This is a genomic window from Thermococcus profundus, assembly GCF_002214585.1.
GTDB classification, from domain to species: Archaea; Methanobacteriota_B; Thermococci; order Thermococcales; family Thermococcaceae; genus Thermococcus; species Thermococcus profundus.
Genome location: NZ_CP014862.1, coordinates 387,144 through 410,124, shown reverse-complemented (window position 1 = coordinate 410,124; position 22,981 = coordinate 387,144). Strand labels below are relative to the sequence as shown.

The window sequence follows — 22,981 nt, the reverse complement described above, 5'->3', positions numbered from 1 at the left end:
ATCCCGAGCCAAGCTCGGGATGTGCACCTCTTCGTGGTGGACCGGCCGGGATTCGAACCCGGGGCCTTCGGCTTGCAAAGCCGACGCTCTCCCAGGCTGAGCTACCGGCCCACGATGGCAGGCCCGGCACCTCTTAAACCCCCCGGACGGATTTTCCGGCGATAGGAGGTGATCGAGCCGTAGGTTCCCCTACGGCTACCTTGTTACGACTTCTCCCCCCTCACGGAGCCCAGGCTCGACCCGGCCTCCCCGAAGGGAGACCAGGCCTCACCCAGACCCCGCTCGGGTGGAGTGACGGGCGGTGTGTGCAAGGAGCAGGGACGTATTCGCCGCGCGATGATGACACGCGGGTACTAGGGATTCCAGCTTCATGCGGGCGAGTTGCAGCCCGCAATCCGAACTGGGGGCGGGTTTAGGGGATTCCCTTCCCCTTTCGGGGTCGGATCCCATTGTCCCGCCCATTGTAGCGCGCGTGTAGCCCGGGGGTTTCGGGGCATACTGACCTACCGTCGCCCGCTCCTTCCTCCGGCTTATCGCCGGCGGTCCCCCCAGAGTGCCTCCTCCCCAGCGGGGAGGACTGGCAACTGGGGGCGCGGGTCTCGCTCGTTACCACACTTAAGTGGACGCCTCACGGTACGAGCTGACGGCGGCCATGCACCTCCTCTCGGCGTGTCCGGCAAGACCTTCAGCCTGGCCTTCATCCTGCCGTCGCCCCCGGTGAGGTTCCCGGCGTTGAATCCAATTAAACCGCACGCTCCACCCCTTGTAGTGCTCCCCCGCCAATTCCTTTAAGTTTCAGCCTTGCGGCCGTACTCCCCAGGCGGCGGGCTTAACGGCTTCCCTTCGGCACCGGGCGAGCTCGAAGCTCACCCGACACCTAGCCCGCATCCTTTACAGCCAGGACTACCCGGGTATCTAATCCGGTTCGCTCCCCTGGCCTTCGTCCCTCACCGTCGGACCCGTTCCAGCCGGGCGCCTTCGCCACTGGCGGTCCCCCTGGGATTACAGGATTTCACCCCTACCCCAGGGGTACCCCCGGCCTCTCCCGGTCCCAAGGCCCGCAGTATCCCCAGCAAGCCCCACGGTTGAGCCGTGAGATTTCGCCAGGGACTTACGGGCCCGGCTACGGACGCTTTAGGCCCAATAATAGCGGCCACCACTCGGGCCGCCGGTATTACCGCGGCGGCTGCCACCGGCCTTGCCCAGCCCTTATTCCCGGAGCTTTGTACACTCCGGAAAAGCCGTGGCGATGCCACGGCACTGGGGGTCCCCCCGTCGCGGTTGCCCGCATTGCGGAGGTTTCGCGCCTGCTGCGCCCCGTAGGGCCTGGACCCGTGTCTCAGTGTCCATCTCCGGGCTCCCACTCTCATGGCCCGTACCGATCTTCGGCTTGGTGGGCCGTTACCCCACCAACTACCTAATCGGCCGCCGGCCCATCCTCGGGCGGGCAAAGCCCCTTTCGGCCTGAGGACCTTCCAGTACCTCAGGCCTATGGGGGATTAGCCCCAGTTTCCCGGGGTTATCCCCCTCCCGAGGGTAGGTTACCGACGTGTTACTGAGCCGTCCGCCGGTGCGCGCAAGGCGCCCCATGACTCGCATGGCTTAGTCGGACCCCCATAGCAGTGGCCTCCGGCAGGATCAACCGGAATTGAGCAAGGAGTACGGCCGGTGGGACTTCCCTCAAGGGGAAGTACCAAATATCCGTCCGGGGTTTGGTCGAGGTGCCGGGCCTGCCTTACCCCCGAGGGGTCCGCCTTTCGGCGTTTCCTCGGGAGCGCACGTTGCTGTGACCCGAGCTGGAGGGCGGGGTTCATCGTGGGTGCTTTGCACCCTGTCCCCCCGACGCCGCCGTCTTGGCGCTCGGGTTTCGTCGCGCCCTGTTCGGGCGCTCCACCCTATAGGGCTGAACTCTACCAGTACAAAATTTTTGCAAAACCTCCATACGGTGATATTTTTAGAAATAAAGCTGTTAAAATACCTCAACAAAATGCACAAATTTAGACATAAAAACGGCAAAATTTTTGCAACGGGAGCCTAGAAGCAACATTAGAAAGCAAACCACAACCATCCAACGGCAAATGATGCATTGCCCAGCTTCGCCGGGATGATCAGAGGACCAACACCATAACGGGCAAAGAGAAAAGCGAATGAAGCATCTCGATCAGAGCTTCACTATGTCTGGAACTATGCTTATCTTCGAGACAGGCGTGGGTATGGTGTTGGTAACGGCCAGCTCGTCAACCGCCTCACTCACCCTCTCTATCGCACCCTCAGCGAAGACCCCGTGGGTAGCCGCGACGAACACTTTTCCAGCACCCATATCCCTCAGCAGATTTGCCGCTTTAATCATCGTTCCACCGGTGCTTATTATGTCATCAACTATGAGGACGTTCCTGCCCTCCACCTCTATGTCAACGGGCCTCATCTGAACTTCAGTTGGGGAGATACGCTTCTTTTCAAAATGACTGAACTCCAAACCGAGCTTCTCCGCTACTGCCTTTGCCCTCTCCCTAGCACCCTTGTCGGGAGCCAAAACGATTCCCTCCCCAAGCTTTTCCCTGAAGTACTCGGCTATTGCCCTCGCAGGTGAGAGGTTGACGGCCTTCCCGGGGAAGAACCTCAGGGTTTTTGGATTGTGCACGTCAACAACGTAAAGCTCATCGTAGTAGAGCCCCAGGGCCCTCATGACCGCCCTGACGCTTACCGGTTCCCCCTCCTTCGTGACCCTATCCTGTCTTGAGTAGGCCAGGTACGGAACAACGAGGCGCAGCCTGTCAAATCCACTCTCACGCAGGGCATCCCCTAGGATGAGGGCCTCGAGGATGTTCTCGTCCTGCGGCTTGTATGTGGACTGAACAACCGTGGCCTCCTCACCGAACGAGAGAACCCTCACGTACTTCTCCCCGTCGGGGAACTTCCTTATCTCCACTTTTCCAAGATCTACACCAAGGCTTTCGATCTCTTCTCTAAGGTGAGATGCACCGGATCCAATGACCATCATCGCGATCACCCCTATTGCCGCAAGCCTGTAAATCATTTCCCCTTAAAAAATCGACTGTGACGGGAATATGTCAAACGAGTAGAACCGCTATAACCCCCGCTAGGAATATGCCGTCAAAAGTCCCAGCCCCACCAATGCTGACCATCTGGGCACCGAGGTTTTTGATGCGCTTCCAGTTCATCAGATCGGCCCCTATAAGAACACCCATTGTCCCACTGGCGTAGGCTATGAGGGGCTTATACGGGCCACCGATTAAGAGGGCAATGGAGACCGCAATGAGAGGAGGGACCAGGGTGGGAAGGGCTATCCCAACTCCCGGGACGGGTCTGGCAACGCTATAGCTTATTGCAGAGGCAAGGGCAATTGAAACCGCAAGCTGGAGCAGAACCCCGTACTCTTCCAGGGAGATGAGCCTCATCGTTTCGTAGAGCACTATGCTGAGGGGAACGAGGGCGCCACCAACATTGACGGCTATAACAACCTTCTGTTCCTCCCAGTCGAAATATGGGACAGGATACTGGATTCCGAAGAAGCGAACCTCCTTCACCCTAACGACCGGGACGTACGATTTCTCCTCGGCTATCGGTATGTTGATCAGGCTTCCGAGGAGGGAAACGAGGAAGAGGGTGTATGCGACGGCAGGGGGTATGCCAAGCCTCTGGAAGGCCGCAGTCACGATTCCAGAAAATATCGTGAAGAAGAACGCAAAAAGAAGCAGGAGGAGCAAAAAGAAAGGCAACGCTATTGGGGGTATCACGTACCTATAACGGGGCATTTCCTCCCCCACCGAGCCCGATATACCCTCCTTTGGAAGAGTTGAAAGGGAAAGGCATTCCCTTCACTCCTTGAATTCAACTAACTCCTCCTTCATTCCATCCCGGGTTATGGTAACGACCTGAACCTTCCTCTCGCCGGTGTAGACATCCCTCTTCCCGGCGGTCCTTACTGCCCTAACAGCGAGATCCCTTGCTTCTTCAATGCTCATGTCCTCCCTATAACCATCTTCGATAATGGCTATGGCGAAAGGACTGCCCGAGCCGGTCGCGGTGTACTTCTCAAATACCAGCCCACCGAGGGCATCTAGACTGGCGAGTTCGGGCTCATCAACGTAGCCCCCTATGAGTATCTGAACCATGTACGGGAACCACTTATTCTCGTTGAGGATGTTGCTGAGCAGATTAGCCATGGCCCTCGTGGTCATCGGCCTCCCCCAGGTGAACTGGTAATAGCGCGCCTGGGCCTCGAGCATTCTAGCCAAGGCCTGGACGTCTCCAACGCTCCCCGCGGTGGTTATGGCTATCCTGTCGGTTATCGGGAGGATCTTCCTTATGTTGAGGGTCTCGACCATGTTGCCGAGGGATGCCTGGGTATCGGCGGCGAGAACCACCCCATCCTTGGCCCTTATCCCCACGGTAGTCGTTCCGGTCTTCTTCTCCTCCATAATCTCTCACCCCGAGGTAACTTTCTTCCCGAGAATTTAAAGGTTTGGTAGCCCTCATGGGGACGCAACAATGGCCCTGCCCAGCTTTCCCTCGACGAACTCAACGCGAACCCCATAAACCTCCTCAAGAACCTTGGGATCAAGCTCGCTCGCTTTCCCTTCCCAAACCTTAGAGCCTTTCCTTAGAACAAGGAGCCTGTCAGCGTACCTCAGTGCTAAGTTGAGATCGTGGAGCACCGCTATAACCACCTTCTCGTCTTTGAGCTCTCTCAGGAGCTCCATTATCTCCAGGGCGTTGTTTACATCAAGATGGCTCGTTGGTTCGTCAAGGAGGAGAACTCTTCCCCCCTGCGCCAGGGCCCTCGCTATAAGGACCAGCTGGTACTCCCCTCCAGAGAGGGCAAAGACGGATTCATTCCTCCTCTCCCAGAGGCCAACGCGCTTTAAGGCAACCTCAACGCTTCCCTGAGTGAAATAAGCTCCCATCTCAACGAACTCCTCTATGGTGAAGCTGAACTCCGGAAAGGATGTCTGAGGAACGTAGGAAACAAGTTTCGCTCTCTCAGAGGGTTTCATGGAGAGGAGATCGAGGCCGTCGAGGGTAATTCTTCCTTCCGGCTTAAGGATCCCAGCTATGCACTTCAGCAGGGTGGACTTCCCGGCACCGTTGGGCCCTATTATGGCCAGAAGCTCTCCCTTGTGAGCCCCAAACGAAACGTCCTTAAGGATCTCCTCCCCGTTGTACGAGAAGGAGACCCTCACATCGAGCCTCATAGCCTCATCTCCCCCCGCTTGTGCTTCCTGAGCAGGTAGAGGAAGAAGGGACCCCCCATCATGGCCGTAACTATCCCCACCGGAATCTCCGTTGGTCTAGCGATGATCCTGGCTACCAGATCCGCCAAGACCATTAGAATCCCGCCAAGGAGGGCGGCGTTTATCGTGAGTCTTCTGTGGTTCGGCCCCACAAGCAGTCTCGCTATGTGGGGCCCAACCAGCCCGATGAACCCTATTATCCCTGAGGTCGCGACGGCGACTCCGCTCATAACCGTTATGACCAGGATAACCTCCTTTCTGAAGCGCTCAACATCAAGGCCGAGGGCAACGCTTTCTTCGCCAAAGAGAAGAAGGTTGAGCTCCCGCCACTTCCACAGGAGGAAGGAAAGGCCCGCCAGGGAAACTATGAAGACGTCCCTAACATCGGCCCACGTCGCATCGTTGAAGCTTCCGAGAAGCCACATCTGGGTTAGGTGGGCCTTGGGCCCGAGGGTCAGGACGAGGTAGGAGGTAACGGCTCCGGCCATGAATCCAAAGGCTACTCCTGCCAGAAGGAGGGTGTCGATTGGAATCCTGCCGTCAACCCGGGCTACACTGTAAACAACGTAAACCGCCGCGAGGGCGAAGAGGAACGAGAAAATCGAAACGTAGTTGGGAGCGTAGATCATCCCCAGGGCGGCACCCACACTCGCCCCGCCGCTCACTCCGATTATGTAGGGATCGGCCATGGGGTTCTTGAAGAGGGCCTGAGAAGCGACGCCCGCACTGGCCAGTGAGAGACCCACCAGATAAGCCAGCAGAACGCGAGGAAGACGAAGGCTCCACACTATCACGAAGTATCTTGGAGGCTTCTCTTTGGCAACATCGCGGAGGGATGAAGAGAGCCTCATGAGGGTCCCGGAGTGAAGGGATGAACCAAGCCTCTCAGAGAGCGAAGAGAGCCACCCAGCCAGCGTAGTCTTTACTCCGTGAACTATCCCAGAAGTAACGGTTTCCGGTCCTACGCTCACGGACCCCACGTAAACTCCCAGGAAGATCGAGAGGAGCGAGAGCATGATAAGGGTCGCCAGCCACTTCCGCATGTGTTGGACTATTTGTCCAGCCGTTTAAAGATTTTGGTCAAGATTATCAGCCAGGAATCCGGTCATCATCCCGCGGTCAGCTTCGAGAGTGGTCATCACCCACGGTGATCATCAGTTAAGGCCCCTTAAGTCTTAAAAGCCCTTCGATCGTATGTGAATACATGAGCGTCTCCACCAGAGGGCTAACCGGAAGAATCCCCCTGGCAATGGTTGGCATAAGACCCGCGAGGCTCTTTGACATCCCGGAAGTTATGCGAATTGAGAGGGCCTCTTTCCGCGAGCAGTACCCACGGGGCATATTCCTGACCTTCCTCGAAAACAATCCGGACACGTTTCTTGTGGCTGAGTACAACGGCAGGATAATCGGCTACGTCATGGGCTACCTCCGCCCGGATCTGGAAGGCCATATAATGAGCATCGCCGTTGACCCCGAGTACAGGGGAAACGGCATAGGCTCCGCCCTTCTGCGGGAGGTCATCGAAAGGCTCATAAACCGCGGGGCAAGGTACATCGGCCTTGAGGTCAGGGTGAGCAACGAAAAGGCAATAAAGCTTTACGAGCGCTTCGGCTTCAGAAAAGTGAAGAGGGTCATAGGCTACTACTCCGACGGTGAGGACGCATACTACATGATCCTTCCAGCGGACGAATGGAGGGGTAACTGATGATGATCTTCTATCTCAGCGGAGACAGGGTCTTTTCAACGGATCAGAACGCGATAAACGGCCTCTACAACAAGAGGTACTTTGGGAAGGTCGTCGAGGGGAAGCTCTTCCTGTCGCTCCTCGAGGCGGCTTATCTGGTCGAGCGCGGCAAGATAGAAGTCAGAGACGGCAAGAGGAAGCTGTCGCTCGAGGAGCTGATGAACCTCGGAAGATCAAAGGACGAGCTTTTTGACGCCAAGTACCTCGTCTACAAAGACCTGCGCGATAGGGGATACACCGTGAAGTCCGGCCTGAAGTTCGGCTCCCATTTCAGGGTGTACCGGAGGGGAATGGAGGAGCACTCCGAGTGGCTCATCTGGGTCGTTCCGGAGAACTCCCGGTTAAGTCCGAACGACATAACGGCCCGCGTGAGGGTCGCCCACGGCGTTAGGAAGAACATGGTCATGGCGATAGTTGACGAAGACGCCGATGTGACCTACTATAAGGTTGAGTGGGTGAAGTTCTGAGGGGCTTATTTTTGCTGAGCACATTTTTAACACCTAAATCATCCCGCTAGTTCATCGTAGATGTTCTCAGGAGGCAGTTTAGAAAAAGAAGAAAAACTACAAGGATTTCGTTTTCTGGGGGGCCGCTTCCCGGGAGAAAGTCCAGACGACAAGATAGTACCACAGGAGGAAGAACAGAGTCACCACAAGATAGCTCCTTGAAAGAGAAACAAAGGGGAAAAGGAGCATACCTATCACGGTCAGGGCCCACCCGTAGCGGTAGGGGGAAGGCCTGTGGCCGCTGAGCTTTCTCATCGAAACGGCAACGATCACCGCCAGGAGACCAGTAGGAATTGCCTTGGATAGTGCCTCCATACTGTAAAATTCCCTTGGATCCACGGCCATTCCGCTCGAAATTGCCCACATTGCGGTCATGTAAAACCAGAATAGGAGAACAAAGCAGGAGACGGCCTCTTTCCCTATTTTCCCAATCCCCTCTTCGTGCGGCAGGAGTTCAATCCAGTCCACCGGATAATCCCCCAGCTCTCGTAGATTCTCCTCAAAAGGAGAAATGAAAGAGATCACTTCAGGAACCCGGTTTTCTTTCCAAGGTCCTCGAAGGCATCGAGGACGTACTGTAGGTCCTCCTTACTGTGGCCAGCGGAAGGCTCGAGCCTTATTCTTGCAGTTCCAAGCGGGACGGTCGGGTAGACGATAGCCTGTGCGAAGATGTTGTACTCGTCGTAGAGCCTCCTAGAGAACTCCTGGGCGAGCTTCTCGTCGTAGAGCATGACCGGAGTTATCGGGTGCTTGGTGTTGCCGAGATCGTAGCCGAGCTCCCTGAGTCCGTTCTGGAGGAAGTGGGTGTTGTCCCAGAGCTTCTTAACCAGCTCGTCGCTCCTCTGGAGGATCTCTACAGCGGCTATGGCGGCTGCAACATCGGGCGGGTTCGGGGCACTTGAGAAGAGGAACGGCCTTCCGCGCTGGCGGAGGTACTCGATGGCCTCCTCTGGACCGGCCACGTAGCCACCTATGACACCGAAGGCCTTGCTGAGCGTACCCATCTCGAAGTCGACCCTGTCGTGGAGCTTGAAGTGGTCGACGATACCCCTTCCGCTGTCGCCCAAAACTCCTTCACCATGGGCGTCATCGATGTAGAGCATCGCGTCGTACTGCTCGGCAAGCTCCGCCATCTCCGGAACCGGCGCGAGGTCACCATCCATCGAGAAGACACCGTCGCTGACGATGATTTTCTTCTTCTTGTCCTTATTCTCCTCGAGGCGCTTCTTCAGGTCCTCCATGTCGAGGTGCTTGTAGATAACCTTCGGCGCTCCGCTGAGGCGCATTCCATCGATGATGCTCGCGTGGTTGAGCTCCTCGCTGATGAAAACTCCATCATCCTTCTTGGTGAGGAGAGCACTTAAAGCTCCGAGGTTGGCGTTGTAGCCGCTCTGGAAGAGTATTGCCGCTTCCCTCTTCTTGAACTTGGCCAGCTTTTCCTCAAGCTCCACGTGGAGCTCCATGGTTCCTGCTATGGTTCTAACCGCTCCGGCACCAACGCCGTAGTCGAGAATGGCCCTAATGGCAGCGTACCTTATCTCAGGATGGGCCGCCAAACCGAGGTAGTTGTTAGAGCACATGTTGAGGACTCTCTTTCCATCAACGACAACCCACGGGCCCTGGGCGCTTTCGAGCTTTCTAATGGTCACGTAGAGCCCCTTATCCTTAAGCTCCTGGAGCTCTTCCTTAATCCAGTCGAGTTTCGCCATGAGAACCACCGCATTCCTTTGGGCATCAAGGTATAAAAGTTTTTCACTTCACAGGTTGGTGCATCGGACTATGGGGAGAACCAGAGCAATTAGAAACGGCACAAATCCCCCTCCAACCTCCAGCCGTTACTCCCTACGCGGCTCAGGGTAGCGCTTGGTGACTTCAACCCCAAAGTGCACTCCGGTCAGACCCCCCACATCCTCACAGACAATCCCCAGCAGCGCCTGCTCAGCGGATAAACCGGCGAATAGCCCCTATAAAGAAGTCCAAAAATAGATGACTGGTCCATGCAAGGGCAAAGAGAAGAGAGTATTCCCCAGCAATCCAGCCAAGGAGCATAAACGGGGAGAAAACCAGCAACGTAAGCGCACTAATCGGGTCGGGAGAATGACTCAGCGCAAGGTAGGCCAGGGTCGGTATCGAGGCGTGGTCCAGCGGGCCCATAGTAGGGGAGAAGGTTAAGAAAAAATAAGAGCTACAAGTCTAAGATGTGTCCAGTGGGTATACCGGTGGATACACTGGATGAGGCGGTGATGGTAGCGAAACGTACTTTGGCAACTCATAGATATCAACGTACATTACTGGAATGATGTAACTTTCTTTGTTATACACAAACATGTCATTTAGCTTGTACGTGGTTACCTCGAACTTCTGATTGCTGTTCCAGGGATTGTATCCAACGTCCATTTTAAGGAGGGATGCATCCTTTGAAGACATACCTATGGAAAATCCCGCCACGGGTATTGCCCCAAGGTCGTCTACTGAAACTCCCAATGAGAGCAGAGGGGTATAATGGGATTCGCTTTTGAGTTGCCACATATCCACATGGAATTGCCCCACAAAATTATAATCTCTGTATTCCTCAAAGGTGTGGGTGATGTCCTTTACTTCCCCCACAAGTTTTGACCCGTCACTTCCGCTGAAGATTCCATCCCAAGTCCTTATCCTCGTTCCTTCAGGAGTTTTCTCAAAGACTGGGACAACTATCGTGAAGAAAGCCCTATCATCATATGGCAAAATCACCTTTTGCCCAGTGTCATCTGTTCCCTCACCGTACAGCCTAAAGCGCATGACAACATAGTGTCCAACGATCCCAGATATTACATAGCTGTCCTCCCCATTGGGAAGATCTCTTCCATGAAATTGAATGACGTGATCTATCCACTCTCCCTGGTCCTTTAGAGTAAACATTGGGCCACCAGATATAGGAGTCACAGAGCCTCCATCGTTCTGGACCCCAAGAGCCGAGAACGAGATGGAGACGCCCGAGGAGCTTTTAGTGGCCATGAACATACTAACATAGCCAGCATCCCGGTCGTCAACTTGGCCCCATATATGGGTGATGACCACTGGGATGCTGGCGTTGAGACCGTAGGAGAGGATCCTGTAGTCAGGGGCCCAGTACAAGCACACTCCACTCGTGTAGCAGTTTTCATCTAAGCGAGCAGGAACTAGGTTTAATAAGTAAGTAATAGTAGAATCCTGCAAAGATGGCGGATAGTCGTCCCAAATGGAATTAACACTTACAGTTTCATTGCTTACTTGCTTTTTTAGTGGCTTTAGATACGAATCTGAAAGCTTCACCATCGAAGGAGTTGCTTCGACCTTAGTGCTGTATCCTTTCAAAATCTTGTCCACACGGATGGGAACCGAAAATGCAGTCGAATACAGATGGTCGTCTTTCTTAACAGTTCCAAGGAAGAGTATCCCCGGGTTAACGGATTCTGGGTCAATACCCATTCTAACCATGTAATCATTCCATATCTTCGAATATTTGAGAAGGGCCTTAAAGTTCATTCTGAACATCCCGGTCCCCCCATAAAACCCAAGGAAGACAGGAGTGCCATTCGGCAGCATTCCAACCGCGGTGAAAGTACCATAGCCCTTTCCGAAATGCACGGCAAATCTCTCTGCCTTGTTCACAATAAGGCCCGAGAGAGGGGATTTGCTGTATGTCACAGTGACCTCATTGAAATTGTCGGCTGCAACTCTTGTAAAGAAATGATTAACTGAAACACTAAATAAAAACAACACCAACAGAGCGGCTCCAATCTTTTTTAGAGACATCATTTGCATCACCACCATATGAAAAAAAAATAATTTAAAAACTTTTTGTTGTATCAAATAATAGAAGTTCCCAGAGAGAAAGCAATGTAAAAGGTTAAGAAGAAAACAGACCAAGACATCAAAGGGGATAGCCATGCCAGAGGAAGTCAAAGAGGTTAAAATTCTTGAGAAGCCCTGGGTAGAGAAGTACAGGCCCGAGAAGCTCGACGATATAGTTGGACAGGCTCACATAGTTAAGAGGCTCAAGCACTATGCTAAAACCGGTTCAATGCCCCACCTTCTCTTTGCCGGTCCGCCGGGAGTTGGAAAAACGACTGCCGCCCTTGCCTTAGCCAGAGAGCTCTTCGGAGAGGGCTGGAGGCACAACTTTCTGGAGCTTAATGCCAGCGATGAGAGGGGTATAAACGTCATCCGCGAGAAGGTGAAGGAGTTCGCGAGGACGAAGCCGGTGGCAGGGGCGAGCTTCAAGATAATCTTTCTGGATGAAGCCGATGCCCTCACGCAGGACGCCCAGCAGGCCCTCAGAAGGACTATGGAGATGTTCTCGAACAACGTCCGCTTTATCCTGAGTTGCAACTACTCCTCCAAGATAATCGAGCCGATTCAGTCAAGGTGTGCCATCTTCCGCTTCAGGCCGCTCAACGACGACGCCATAGCGGAGCGCATCAAATACATAGCAGAAAACGAAGGTCTCGAACTCACCGAAGAGGGACTCCAGGCACTCCTCTACGTTGCCGAGGGCGACATGAGGAGGGCAATCAACGTCCTCCAGGCTGCTGCCGCCCTCGACACGAGGATAACCGACGAGAACGTCTTCCTCGTTGCGAGCAGGGCCAGACCAGAGGATGTGCGCGGCATGATGGAGCTCGCCCTTGAGGGCAACTTCCTTAAGGCGAGGGAGAAGCTGAGGGAGATCCTCCTCAAGCAGGGCTTGAGCGGAGAAGACGTTCTCATTCAGATGCACAAGGAGGTCTTCAACCTCCCGATTCCTGAGGACAAGAAGGTGGCGTTAGCTGACAAGATAGGCGAGTACAACTTCCGCCTCGTTGAGGGAGCCAACGAGATGATACAGCTCGAGGCGCTCCTCGCGCAGTTCACCATAATGGGCAAGTGATGGATATGGGAGAAGTTCCCTGGGTCGAGAAGTACAGGCCGAGGAAGCTGAGCGAGATAGTCAATCAGACCAAGGCCATCGAACAGGTTAGGGCTTGGATTGAGGCATGGCTCTCAGGTAAGCCTCCGAAGAAGAAAGCGCTTATACTAGCTGGTCCCCCTGGCAGCGGGAAGACAACCACCGTCTACGCCTTAGCTCACGAATACGGCTTCGAGGTCATCGAGCTGAACGCGAGCGACGAGAGAACCTACGAGAAGATAGAGCGCTACGTTCAGGCTGCTTACACAATGGACATCCTTGGAAAGCACAGGAAGCTCATCTTCCTCGACGAGGCGGACAACATAGAGCCGAGCGGGGGGAAGGAGATAGCCAAACTCATCGATAGAGCGAGGAACCCCATAATAATGGCAGCCAACCACTACTGGGAGGTTCCGAGGGAGATACGCAACAAGGCCCAGATCGTCGAGTACAAGCGGTTAACGCAGAGGGACATAATCAAGGCTCTGGTGAGAATCCTCCACATGGAAAAGAAGACCGTCCCGAAAGAAGTCCTCTACGACATAGCCAAGCACGCCAACGGCGATTTGAGGGCGGCCGTCAACGACCTCCAAACGGTTGTTACCGGCGGAGTTGAAGACGCCCACGAAATCCTCGCCTACCGCGACACCGAGAAGAGCGTCTTTCAGGCTTTAGCTCAAATTTTCGCAACGGACAACGCGAAGAAGGCCAAACTCGCAGTCCTCGGCGTTGACATGTTCCCCCATGAACTCCTCCAGTGGATAGACGAGAACGTGCCCTACGTCTACTACAGACCCGAGGACATCGCTAGGGCCTACGAGGCCATCAGCAGGGCCGACATCTATCTCGGGAGGGCGCAGAGGACCGGAGCCTATTCTCTGTGGAAGTACGCAACCGACATGATGACGGCAGGAGTTGCCGTTGCCGGTGTCAAGAAGAAGGGCTTCGTGAGGATTTATCCGCCGAAGACGATAAAGCTCCTCACCGAGAGCAAGACAGAACGGTCGCTGAGGGACTCGGTTGTCAAGAAGATAATGAAAGAGATGCACATGGCAAAGCTCGAGGCGCTGGAGACCCTCAACTACCTCAAGGCCATCTTCGAGTACAACCCTGACATGGCGGCCCACTTCGTCGTCTACCTCGACCTTGACCTCAAGGAGGTAGAGTTCATAGCCGGCGATGCTGAGAAAGCGAAGACAATATGGGCCAAGAGCATGAACATCGAGAAGAAGCTCAAGAAGGAAGGCGAGCTTGAGGCTAGGGCGAGGGAAGCCGGGAGGAAGATAGAAGAAGTCGAAGAAGCTGTCACAGAGAAAGAAGAGACCACAGAAGCTGAGGAAACCGAAGAAGAATCCGAAGAGATAACGGAAGAAGAGCTCGAAAAGGCCGAGGAAGAGATTGAATCCGTTGGAAAAGAGGGAAAAATAGACAAGTCAAAGAAAAAGGGCAAGCAGGCGACGCTGTTCGACTTTCTGGGGAAGAAGTAAAAGCGCCCTACTCTTCTTTTAATTCAACGTCCGCGCAGACCTTGAACACATGCGGCTTGAAGTCGCTTACTTTCTTTACCTTCACCCTGCACTCCTTTCCCTGCCTCGCGCACTCCTCCAGGATTCTATTCCTGAACTCCCATATCTTCTCCTCGTGTACGAAGTCATAGTAGTGGAGCCATCGCTTAGCTTTGCTGAGGGTTAAGGCTAGGGCCTCAACTCCCCTTGGAGTGGGGCTTATTACCCTGTCAAATGTTGGTAGCTCTGGGAGGATCTCGAAGACATCCCCGTGTATGAACTCTATCTCTCCCTTCAGTCTCTTCCTGTTCAGCTGGATGTTCTCCAGCCCGAGCTTGTAGGCCTCTTTGTTAAGTTCGATGGCAGTGATTTTGACGTTCTTATAGCGGGCTATCACGAGGGCATACGGGAGAACACCAGCGAATGGAATCAGAATCCGCTCTCCGTCTTTTACGAGCTGGGCCAATCTGTATCGCTCGCCCTTCATCCTAGGGTTAAAGAATGCTTTGCCCAAATCGATCTTTATCTCAACGCCGTTCTCTTTATGGATTGTAGTGAGCCTCTTCTCGCCCCAGATTATTGAGTAGTCTCTTATCCTAAAGGCCCCCTCATGGAAGCCCTTCTTGGCAACGACCCTGATGAAGGGGTGAACCTTCCTCAGTCCCCAGACGATGTCGTCAACCCTGTGCTCCAGTTCCGGCGGGATTTGGATCACCGCTATATCCCCCACCACGTCGTAGCGCCTAAGGTGTTGAAGCTCTTCCGGCGTCAGCCTCTCAGTCAGAACGCTCTCGAGGTTCTTGTATATCTGCCTCTCAGGTCTCAGTGGAAGTTCAATCGGTAAAACCTCGTAGCCCAACCCATAAGCACCGGGATCATCCAGAACAGGGAGCAGAACGAAATCGCCCTCTCTCCTGGGCCTCCTCTTCCCGTCGTAGAGGCCGAGCTTCTTGAGCTTCCTTTTGACGGGTTCGGCTTCAGTTTTGGGAACTCTCAGAGCTGGCATAGTCCTCAGGGAAAGTACTGAGAGGGGTTTAAAAACTCACTTCCAGTAGGGCTCCCTCATGAGAACGGCCCTCTTAAAAATTTCCACGATTTCTTCATCGCTTGCCCCTTCTCTCATAGCCGAAACGAAGTCGATGAGGTCATCGTTCCTCAGGAGGCAGGTCTTGAACTTGCCATCGGAGGTAACCCTTAAACGGGTACAGTTGGCGCAGAAGACCGTGTTATGCATTGCCCTGACTACCTCCACCTCTGCCATGCCGTAGTCCGTTGGAATGAAGTACTTCTTCCGCCGGTGCATCCTTCTCTCGCGAGTCTCAATCGCGAGCTTTTCCAGCCTCTCTTCAACGGGCTTTAGCGGGTAGAAGTACTTCCTGAAGAAGGCCGTTTCCGTCATCTCCCTCGGGGCTTCAAGCTCTATCAGCTGGAGTATCGCACCCGTCTTCGCCGCGAAGTCCACCATGTCCCAGATTTCGCCGTCGTTCAGGCCCTTCATGACCGTCATGTTGAGCTTCACGGGTGAAAGGTACTTCACAGCTTCCTCAATGCCATCAAGGACGATCTCAAGCCCATCAACGCCGGTTATGCGCTTGTAAACCTCCGGTTTGAGGCTGTGGAGTGAGACGTTCACCCTGTCGAGGCCCGCTTTGGCTAATGGCTCAGCCAGCTCCTTCAGCCTGCTCCCGTTGGTCGTCATGCTGAGGTCGATAACGTAGGGCTTTATCCTCCTCACGATCTCTATGATATCTTCACGGACGGTTGGCTCTCCGCCGGTAAGCTTGACCTTCCTTATCCCGAGCCTTGAGGCGATTCTAACTATTCTCTCTATCTCCTCTGGAGTGAGTTCATTCTTCGCCAGGAAGCGCTGGCCCTCCCTGTGGCAGAAGAAACAGCTGTAGTTGCATTCCTGCGTAAGGGATATCCTGAGGTTCGTCACTGGCCTTCCGAAGCGGTCTATCAAAACCATTCCACGCACCTGAGAGAGATAACTCTAGAGCTTAAAAAAACGTTTTGGGTAAACGAATTAATTTAACAAAAGGCAGGAAAAAGGTAAAGTAGGGTGAGGGAGTAGGGATTACAGGCTTAGACGGAGGGAACAGCATGAGGGCCGATAGGGTTCGAGAAATTGTGGAGAAGATAGAAAGCCTCCACCGAGAGTTTGAATCCAGATTTCCCCTTCTCTATGAGGAGAAAAGTTATGAGGGGCTCTATGATGCCGTCAAGAGGCTGTACGCCATTACGAGCGAGAAAATGGATCTGGCAGGGGAACTATACCGTGAGATAACGCCCATCGGGGGAGAGGTTGAATCCACCGCCAAGGAGCTCCAGAGAAGCGAACACCAGATGAAGTTCAGACTGGAGGAGATAATGACGATCCTCTCCAAACCCGAAGGCTATTCAGAGAGGACCAGGCTGAAGGCGGCCCTTGAGAGGCTCGTCCACTTCCATAGGATACACGACTACACCGTCAGACAGGCCCTCCAGGTTATAGGCAGGGAAATTGAAAGCCTCGAGTTCATCGAGAGGATGGGCGTCGAGAGCGAAAACCAGAAAAAGGCACCGGCAAGTATAATCGAAAGGCTCAAAAGGATCGACGAGATTGAGGAAACGCTCACCAAAACTCTTGCCTTCATGAGAAGGCTTTACCTGCATCCTGGGGACGTTCACAAGGTTGAAGAAGCTCTAATCAGCTGGCACAGGATGGGACTGCTCTGGGTTGAAGCTAGAAACGTGGAGAAGATGAGCGGCGTCAAAAGCGCCGACGAGATACTTGAAGGACTCACTCTCATTGGAGTAGTGGAAAGGAAGGAACGGGGGGGTGAAAGTGTCTACAGACACAGGAGTTTCAGTTCGGGTTAGGGGAATATACAGCACGGCCCTCACCAAACTGCTCCTCGACAGGGGGTTCAGGATAAGCCAGCCGAGCCAGAGGATAGCGGAACGGCTTGGGATTGAAAAGACCTACGACGAGTTCGACGTCGATATCTACGACAAGCGGGATCACCACGGTGTAATCCTGGTTGGCAACCAGGTAGAGAAGGTTAAGGCCGTTTTTGAGGAGGAGTTCATAGACGTCCTCTTCAGAAGGCTCCCTTACCAGCTCTACGGCATCTACAAAGGGCTTGTGGTTAAGAAAGATGAGAGGTACGTCTACGTCGATATAGGGAGCGCCATAGGAACTATCCCGATAGACGAAGGGAGGCACCTTGGTGAAGGGGACGAGGTTCTCGTTCAGGTCAAGAAGCACAACCTCCTGCCCCACCTCAGCACGACCCTGACCATTCCGGGCGATTACGCCGTTCTAATTCCCAAACCCCTCGGCTCCCAGAGGCACGTCAAGATCTCCCGCAAGATACGGGAGAACTCCGAGAGGGAGAGACTGCGGATCCTCGGACTGAGCATAGACATGGGTGAATGGGGAATTCTCTGGAGAACAGCGGCGGCCTACAAGGACTGGAACACCCTCAAGGATGAGATAATAAGGCTGTCGAAGATAGCCGACAGGCTCAAAAAGGCCGACCGCTACTCGGCACCGGAGCAGATAGTCGAGGGGAGGAACATATACGAGGTCGAGTTCGGAGGAGGGGCAAAGAAGAAGCTAGACGAGATAAGGAACAGGGCCGTTCCTACTGTGGAGGGCCACCACCAGTTGAAGGCCTACGACATCGAGTTCAGCTTTGCCGTTGAGATAGCGGAGGGAATACTGAGCAAGATCCCGTCCCAGAGGCTCAGGATAAACCAGGGGTTCTGGGAGGCGCTCATTGACTCGAAAGGCCCCAAGAGAGGATGGCTGTTCTTCCTCGAGCACAACAAGCCAGATGGCCAGAGGTACAAGCTCGGACCGGGGGAGGTTCTGGAGGTTTCACTCAACCCGCTCAAGGTCACCATAAAGCGGAACCTCAAGCCAGGAAAGTTCTACGACGGCCTGGACCTGCCCATAGAGGTTGGGGACTACGCCATAACGGAGATAGAAGCAGGCAAATGGTGGTTCGTGCACAGGTACTACGACAGGAACGGCAACCTCAAGGGCGAGTACTACAACATCAACACACCCATCGAGATCTACCCTGACAGGGCCAGGTACATAGACCTTGAGATAGACATCGTGAAGTGGCCCGACGGAAAGAAGGAGATCATAGACAAAGACAAGCTCAAAGAGCACTACGAGGACGGGATCATCGGGGAGAAGCTCTACCGCGCAGTTTTGAAGATAACGCAGGAGGTCTTTGACAGGGTTTAGGGGAGGGTTTGAATTCCCCTCTTTTCCGCCTCTTTTTTCAGCCTCTTATCGTACGTGGCTACCCTTTTTACAGGTTCATGCTGACTCTACCCCACAACCAGCGGATAATACCAGATCAGTAATGTACCCAGCGAGTAATATGTCCTACGGCAGGGAACAGGGACTCCATTGGCCTCGACGAGGTTCTCACTCAACGTCCTCTACCCCCTTGTCCGTGATCCTGAAGTAGGCCATCAATCCCTCGGGCCTGAAGCGGTGCCTCTCGAGAACAGCCACGCGTTTTCCTGGAACGGGGAGTCTGTCGAGTCTGAGGATGTCCTTGCATCGGTAGCCGAGAGTGTGCTCCGCCACTGGCCTCGTCCTCTCCGCGTGGCTGTCGAAGTGGACCTGGTTGATGACGAGAACGGGGATGCCGTTTTTCCTCGCTATCCAAAGGAGGACCTGGAGCTGCTTGCTCAGCTCGGAGGTTAAAGCCCTCCAGTCCTCCTCAGCACGGTAGTGTGCCGTTATGGAATCAACGACCACTAGACCGAACTCCCCGGTGACGACCCTCTTAAGCGAGCCTATTATCCTCCTCTGCTCCCGTATATCGCCGGGAGTAAAGAGGACGAACCTCTGGAGAACAGCCTCCGGGTCAAAACCCCTGTTCTCGGCAATCTGGGCCAGCCTCTCAGGGGAGAAGCCCCCCTCGGTATCAACGTAGGCCACCTTTCTCCCGCTGAGAAGGCCGGCCTGGAGGGCGAGGGTTGTTTTGCCCGAGGCGTAAGGACCGTAGACCTGGGTCAGAACGCCCTCTCCAAAGCCCCCGCCCAGGAGTTCATCGAGCGATTTAACCCCCGTGGCAAGCATGGCGAACCCTCAGAGGGTAAGCTCCTCCCCCGGCTGGAGAACCTTAACGAAAGCAAAGATCCTGTTCTTCCTGAGCTCTTCCATGAGCTTCTCAGGGCTCCCCTCTCCGTAAACACCGTAGTGCATGGGTATAACAACTCTCGGTTTGATGTCCTCTATTATCTGGGCCGCCTCACGCTCGTTGGCAGTCGAGCGACCGCTTATCGGAACTAGGAGGACGTCAACCTTTCCGCGGAGGCTCTGGAGGGCTGGGAAAGAGTAGGTGTCTCCAGTATGGAAGACGGTCTTATCACCCTCGATCAGGTACCCGAGGGGATACTGACTGGAGGGATGCTCCATGAAAAAGGCGGTAACTTTAACGCCGTTCCCGAGTTCAATCGTCTCATCCGCTTCTATAACACGAACCTTCGTGATCCCGTCGCTCACTGCAGTCAGGTAGACGGGTTTTGGCCCTATGACCTCCGCATCCCTAAGCCGGGACAGTAGTTCCACCTTGCCGTAGTGGTCCGTGTGCTCGTGGGTTATTAGGATGTAGTCAACATCCCCTATCAGGTCGTCCTCAACGTCCGGGTACGGGTCGATCAGTATCTTGACCCCCTTGGTCTCTATCCAGAAGCACGCGTGACCGTACCATATGATCTTCATCACGTCTCACCAGAGATTGGATTGGGGGTTGAGAACTTAAACGTTTCCCAAGAAAAGCGTTTAAGGTCTGGAACCCTAGAACTAACGATGACCATGACCGGGTTAAAGAACCATCAAAAGATCCTCATTTCGTCCATCCTCATTGTACTGATCGCCCTGAACCTCATAGAGGCAGTTCAGATAACCCAACCAAACGAAGACGTCCTCTCCCAGGTAAGCTCCATCCTCGAGAAAGTGGAGGGTATAAGAGGGCTGGAGTTCAAAGAGCCGCCGAAGATCATCGTGATGACAAGGGCCGAAGCGAGGGAGCACTTCAAGCCAGGAAAGCCCGACATAGAGAGGATGAGGCTGGAGGAGGACGTCTACAAAATGAGCCTTCTCCTCGGCCCAAACTATCCCTACGTTCACGAGAAGGTGGAGCAGAGCCTCGGCTGGATAGCGGCGACGATAGGAGATGAGATATACATCATAAAGGAGAACTTCCTCGCAGATCCAGACACGGCGAGGCGCGTCATAGCCCACGAGAGCGTTCATGTTCTCCAGAGGCAGTGGTTCAACGCCCCCTACGGCGGGCCAACCCTCGACACAACGAAGGCTATCCAGGCGGCGATAGAGGGGGATGCCGACTTGGTAGCCGACCTCTACTGCAACGAAACCGGAATCCCGATACACAAGATAACCGACCTCTACACGAGGGATCCGGTTACGGCCCTCGGGATCTTTCCCTATGTCTTCGGGGACAGGTTCGTTGCGTACCTCTACAAAAAAGGCGGCTGGGAGCTGGTGAACAGCATGTACAGCAGCCTTCCAAACACGACGAAGGTCGTAATGTTCCCCGAACTCTACCTCCAGAACTGGACACCCATTGACATCCGGAGCGAAGTGGAGAAGCTGCTCCCCGAGAACGCCAAGGTTAAGTACTCCAACAGAATGGGGGCCTACTACGTCTTTCTGATCTACTGGGGCCACGACGCCGATAGAAAACGGGCCCTCGAAGAGGCGAGATCATGGGAGGGCGACTGGTTAATGATGGGCGACATGAACGAGAGCGGCAAAATAAGGAGAGTCCTCGTCTGGAAGGTCGTCTTCAGCGACCACATGCACGCCGCAGACTTCAAGGACTTCCTGGATAAGATAACAGAAGAAAACCACTACGCAGACTTCTTCTTGATATCCCTAACGGGAAACGAGGTCACTCTGAAGGTTGCCAGGGATGTGAAGGAGGTGAAGCAGAATGAAACCGAAACTCAAGACGAAGTTAACCTGCCCGATGTGTGGATCAAAATACCATGACCCAGTTCAGCGCTGTTCCTGCGGGGAGCCCGTTGAGTTCGAGACCCTCAAGGGGGAACCTTACATAGGAAAGACCGTCTGGGAGCGCTTCTGGGATTTCTGGCCAGTGGAACCAGAACTTGAGCTTTCACTCGGCGAGGGGGACACGCCGCTCGTGAAGTCCAAACTTGGAAAGGAGCTCGGCGTGAGGCTTTACTTAAAGAACGAGACCGTAAACCCAACCTGGAGCTTCAAGGACAGGGGGACGTTTCTGGCGGTAAGCTACGCTCTCAAAGCTGGCTACAAAGCCGTCGGAACAGTCTCGACCGGCAATATGGCGGCCAGTGTAGCGGCTTACGCTACCAGAGCCGGACTTGAGACCAAAATCCTCGTTTCAGAGAGCGCGAGCGATGAGAAGCTCAAGGCGGTGAGCGTTTACGGAGCTGACGTGATAAGGGTCAGAGGCGACTACGGGAAGTTATACTTCGAGAGTCTGAAGCTGGGAGAGAAGCTTGGGATATATTTCATCAACTCCGACAACCCCTTCCGGGTCGAGGGTTATAAAAGCATCGCCTTCGAGATAGCGGAGGAGATAACACCGGACTACATCCTAATCCCAACGAGCTCCGGCGGCCTCTTCAGAGGGATTGCCAAGGGATTCATCGAGCTGAAGGAGAGCGGGCTTATCGATGAACTTCCAACTCTGACAGCGGTTCAGGCAGAAGGATGCTCACCGATATGCAGGGCATTCAGCGAAGGGAAGGAGAGAATAAAGCGCTTTGAAAATCCGAAGACGGTAGCGAAGGCAATAGCCAATCCGTATCCCCCGAGTGGAAACGCCGTCCTTAAACTTCTCCGCGAGTTCGGCTGGAAGTGCATCACCGTGAGCGACGAAGAGATCCTCAAAGCGCAGAGAGAGCTAGCGGGAGAAGGCCTCTTCGTCCAGCCGGCAAGTGCAACGGGGATTGCCGCCCTCAGAAGGCTCGTCGAGAGCGGAGAAATCGATGAAGGGGCAAAAGTTGTTTCAATCCTCACCGGTTCTGGTCTAAAGACGCTCTCCCACGTTGAAGGTGGAAAAATAAGGGAGTGTCCGCTTGAAAGCCTTGAAGAATGTTTGGGGTGATGGAGATGCTGGTCGGAATAGGGTTAATGCCGCACGGAAACCCCGTCTTAGACCCGCCCGACGAGGAAACCAAGAAGCTCAGAGATGTTTTGACGGAGATCGGAAGGGAGTTCAGCAGTGTTGACGCCTACGTTCTCATAAGCCCTCACAACGTCAGAATGAGCGACCACCTCGGAGTCATCATGGCCCAGCACCTAATCTCCTGGCTCGGCTTTGAGGGAGTTGAACTGCCGGGGGAGTGGGAGACCGACCGGGAGCTCGCTGAAGAAGTATATAACACCTGGAAGAGGGCTGGAATTCCAGTAGTAGACCTGCACTTCGCCAGCAGGAGCGGGCAGTATTCGAGGTGGCCCCTCACATGGGGAGAGCTCATACCTCTCCAGTTCCTTGAGAAGAAGTCCCTCGTTCTGCTCACTCCAGCGAGAGGACTGGGTAGGGAGACCCTCATCAAAGCTGGGGAAGTCCTCGGCGAGGTCCTTGAGGGGAGTGAAAAGAAAATTGCGCTCATAGTAAGCGCGGACCACGGGCACGCACACGACGAGAACGGCCCCTACGGCTACAGAAAGGAGAGCGAGGAGTACGATGAGCTGATAATGAAACTGATAAATGAAAACCGCCTTGAGGAGCTCCCGTCAATTCCAGATGGGCTGATAGAAAGGGCTCTCCCCGACAGCTACTGGCAGATGCTCATAATGCTTGGAGCTATGAGAAAGGGGAACTTCGAACTCAAGGCGAGCGCCTACGCCTGCCCAACCTACTTCGGCATGGCCGGAGCGCTGTGGGTAAGGCAAGACATCGAAAGGTAACGTCCCAACTAGAGGAAAACCCACAGACAATAGTACAGCGGCACTGGAGTTGTTCAGCCCTTTTTGAATGTTTTTCAATTCTGTTCAACCATTTCCGAATAAACCGCGCCAAAAGGTTGCGCCA

The 22,981-nt window shown here is 54.3% G+C and carries 21 protein-coding genes, 1 tRNA gene and 1 rRNA gene; 9 read left to right on the top strand and 14 right to left on the bottom strand.

Annotated features, from left to right (window positions below; translation table 11 throughout):
• Nucleotides 1-34 precede the first annotated feature (34 nt).
• The 7 genes from A3L09_RS02230 to A3L09_RS02200 form a co-directional block, all read right to left on the bottom strand.
• Nucleotides 35-111: transfer RNA gene (locus tag A3L09_RS02230), tRNA-Ala, on the bottom strand.
• Nucleotides 112-163: 52 nt separating this feature from the next.
• Nucleotides 164-1,649: ribosomal RNA gene (locus A3L09_RS02225) — 16S ribosomal RNA — on the bottom strand.
• A gap of 512 nt (nt 1,650-2,161) precedes the next feature.
• Nucleotides 2,162-3,001: a ribose-phosphate diphosphokinase gene (locus tag A3L09_RS02220; RefSeq protein ID WP_088857431.1), complete on the bottom strand. Its 840-nt coding sequence runs from the start codon at nt 2,999-3,001 to the stop codon at nt 2,162-2,164.
• A 70-nt stretch (nt 3,002-3,071) separates the two neighbouring features.
• Nucleotides 3,072-3,776 (bottom strand): DUF1614 domain-containing protein, encoded by a 705-nt coding sequence (locus A3L09_RS02215; protein WP_088857430.1) that lies wholly within the window; start codon nt 3,774-3,776, stop codon nt 3,072-3,074.
• A 63-nt stretch (nt 3,777-3,839) separates the two neighbouring features.
• Nucleotides 3,840-4,442: an archaeal proteasome endopeptidase complex subunit beta gene (gene psmB / locus A3L09_RS02210; RefSeq protein WP_088857429.1), complete on the bottom strand. Its 603-nt coding sequence runs from the start codon at nt 4,440-4,442 to the stop codon at nt 3,840-3,842.
• A 54-nt stretch (nt 4,443-4,496) separates the two neighbouring features.
• Entirely contained in the window at nt 4,497-5,216 is a 720-nt protein-coding gene (locus A3L09_RS02205; protein ID WP_088857428.1) for an ABC transporter ATP-binding protein, read from the bottom strand.
• Nucleotides 5,213-6,298, bottom strand: coding sequence for a FecCD family ABC transporter permease (locus tag A3L09_RS02200; protein WP_088857427.1), 1,086 nt, complete (start codon nt 6,296-6,298; stop codon nt 5,213-5,215). Before A3L09_RS02200 ends, A3L09_RS02205 begins: the two co-directional genes overlap by 4 nt.
• 161 nt (nt 6,299-6,459) lie before the next feature.
• Between A3L09_RS02200 and rimI the strand changes: the two genes are divergently transcribed.
• Entirely contained in the window at nt 6,460-6,960 is a 501-nt protein-coding gene (gene rimI / locus A3L09_RS02195; RefSeq protein ID WP_088857426.1) for a ribosomal protein S18-alanine N-acetyltransferase, read from the top strand.
• Nucleotides 6,960-7,466, top strand: coding sequence for a tRNA-intron lyase (endA, locus tag A3L09_RS02190; RefSeq protein WP_088857425.1), 507 nt, complete (start codon nt 6,960-6,962; stop codon nt 7,464-7,466). Before rimI ends, endA begins: the two co-directional genes overlap by 1 nt.
• Before the next feature lie 96 nt (nt 7,467-7,562).
• Here endA and A3L09_RS02185 read toward each other — a convergent pair whose 3' ends face one another.
• The 3 genes from A3L09_RS02185 to A3L09_RS02170 form a co-directional block, all read right to left on the bottom strand.
• Nucleotides 7,563-7,973, bottom strand: coding sequence for a hypothetical protein (locus A3L09_RS02185; protein WP_088857424.1), 411 nt, complete (start codon nt 7,971-7,973; stop codon nt 7,563-7,565).
• A 53-nt stretch (nt 7,974-8,026) separates the two neighbouring features.
• A complete protein-coding gene (locus A3L09_RS02180) occupies nt 8,027-9,214 on the bottom strand; it encodes a glycine C-acetyltransferase (RefSeq protein ID WP_088857423.1) in 1,188 nt (395 codons plus the stop codon).
• 484 nt (nt 9,215-9,698) lie between these two features.
• Entirely contained in the window at nt 9,699-11,294 is a 1,596-nt protein-coding gene (locus A3L09_RS02170) for a hypothetical protein (RefSeq protein ID WP_157727185.1), read from the bottom strand.
• 121 nt (nt 11,295-11,415) lie between these two features.
• Between A3L09_RS02170 and A3L09_RS02165 the strand changes: the two genes are divergently transcribed.
• Together A3L09_RS02165 and A3L09_RS02160 are read left to right on the top strand one after the other, a co-directional pair.
• Nucleotides 11,416-12,396, top strand: coding sequence for a replication factor C small subunit (locus A3L09_RS02165; RefSeq protein ID WP_088857421.1), 981 nt, complete (start codon nt 11,416-11,418; stop codon nt 12,394-12,396).
• A gap of 5 nt (nt 12,397-12,401) precedes the next feature.
• Nucleotides 12,402-13,901: a replication factor C large subunit gene (locus A3L09_RS02160; protein ID WP_088857420.1), complete on the top strand. Its 1,500-nt coding sequence runs from the start codon at nt 12,402-12,404 to the stop codon at nt 13,899-13,901.
• A 7-nt stretch (nt 13,902-13,908) separates the two neighbouring features.
• Here A3L09_RS02160 and taw22 read toward each other — a convergent pair whose 3' ends face one another.
• Together taw22 and moaA are read right to left on the bottom strand one after the other, a co-directional pair.
• The gene (gene taw22 / locus A3L09_RS02155) at nt 13,909-14,925 is read right to left on the bottom strand and encodes a tRNA (guanine(37)-N1)/4-demethylwyosine(37)-methyltransferase Taw22 (protein ID WP_088857419.1); all 1,017 of its coding nucleotides are present in this window, start codon (nt 14,923-14,925) and stop codon (nt 13,909-13,911) included.
• Between the two features lie 36 nt (nt 14,926-14,961).
• A complete protein-coding gene (moaA, locus tag A3L09_RS02150) occupies nt 14,962-15,888 on the bottom strand; it encodes a GTP 3',8-cyclase MoaA (RefSeq protein ID WP_088857418.1) in 927 nt (308 codons plus the stop codon).
• Between the two features lie 134 nt (nt 15,889-16,022).
• Between moaA and A3L09_RS02145 the strand changes: the two genes are divergently transcribed.
• Both A3L09_RS02145 and A3L09_RS02140 read left to right on the top strand, forming a co-directional pair.
• Nucleotides 16,023-16,781 (top strand): hypothetical protein, encoded by a 759-nt coding sequence (locus A3L09_RS02145; RefSeq protein ID WP_088857417.1) that lies wholly within the window; start codon nt 16,023-16,025, stop codon nt 16,779-16,781.
• Nucleotides 16,747-18,162: a DUF402 domain-containing protein gene (locus tag A3L09_RS02140; RefSeq protein WP_088857416.1), complete on the top strand. Its 1,416-nt coding sequence runs from the start codon at nt 16,747-16,749 to the stop codon at nt 18,160-18,162. The genes A3L09_RS02145 and A3L09_RS02140 overlap by 35 nt, the downstream gene beginning before the upstream one ends.
• A 186-nt stretch (nt 18,163-18,348) precedes the next feature.
• Here the strand turns inward: A3L09_RS02140 and radB are convergent, their stop codons facing one another.
• Together radB and A3L09_RS02130 are read right to left on the bottom strand one after the other, a co-directional pair.
• Nucleotides 18,349-19,011 (bottom strand): DNA repair and recombination protein RadB, encoded by a 663-nt coding sequence (gene radB, locus A3L09_RS02135; RefSeq protein WP_088857415.1) that lies wholly within the window; start codon nt 19,009-19,011, stop codon nt 18,349-18,351.
• A gap of 9 nt (nt 19,012-19,020) precedes the next feature.
• Entirely contained in the window at nt 19,021-19,656 is a 636-nt protein-coding gene (locus A3L09_RS02130) for an MBL fold metallo-hydrolase (RefSeq protein ID WP_088857414.1), read from the bottom strand.
• A gap of 87 nt (nt 19,657-19,743) precedes the next feature.
• Here A3L09_RS02130 and A3L09_RS02125 point away from each other — a divergent pair, with 87 nt between their 5' ends.
• Genes A3L09_RS02125 through A3L09_RS02115 form a run of 3 tightly spaced genes read left to right on the top strand, consistent with a single transcriptional unit; the run spans nt 19,744 to nt 22,857 of the window.
• Nucleotides 19,744-20,949, top strand: coding sequence for an eCIS core domain-containing protein (locus A3L09_RS02125; RefSeq protein ID WP_232473561.1), 1,206 nt, complete (start codon nt 19,744-19,746; stop codon nt 20,947-20,949).
• Nucleotides 20,891-22,051: a threonine synthase gene (thrC, locus tag A3L09_RS02120; RefSeq protein WP_232473560.1), complete on the top strand. Its 1,161-nt coding sequence runs from the start codon at nt 20,891-20,893 to the stop codon at nt 22,049-22,051. Before A3L09_RS02125 ends, thrC begins: the two co-directional genes overlap by 59 nt.
• Before the next feature lie 5 nt (nt 22,052-22,056).
• The gene (locus tag A3L09_RS02115) at nt 22,057-22,857 is read left to right on the top strand and encodes a DODA-type extradiol aromatic ring-opening family dioxygenase (protein ID WP_088857413.1); all 801 of its coding nucleotides are present in this window, start codon (nt 22,057-22,059) and stop codon (nt 22,855-22,857) included.
• The last annotated feature ends 124 nt before the right edge of the window (nt 22,858-22,981 follow it).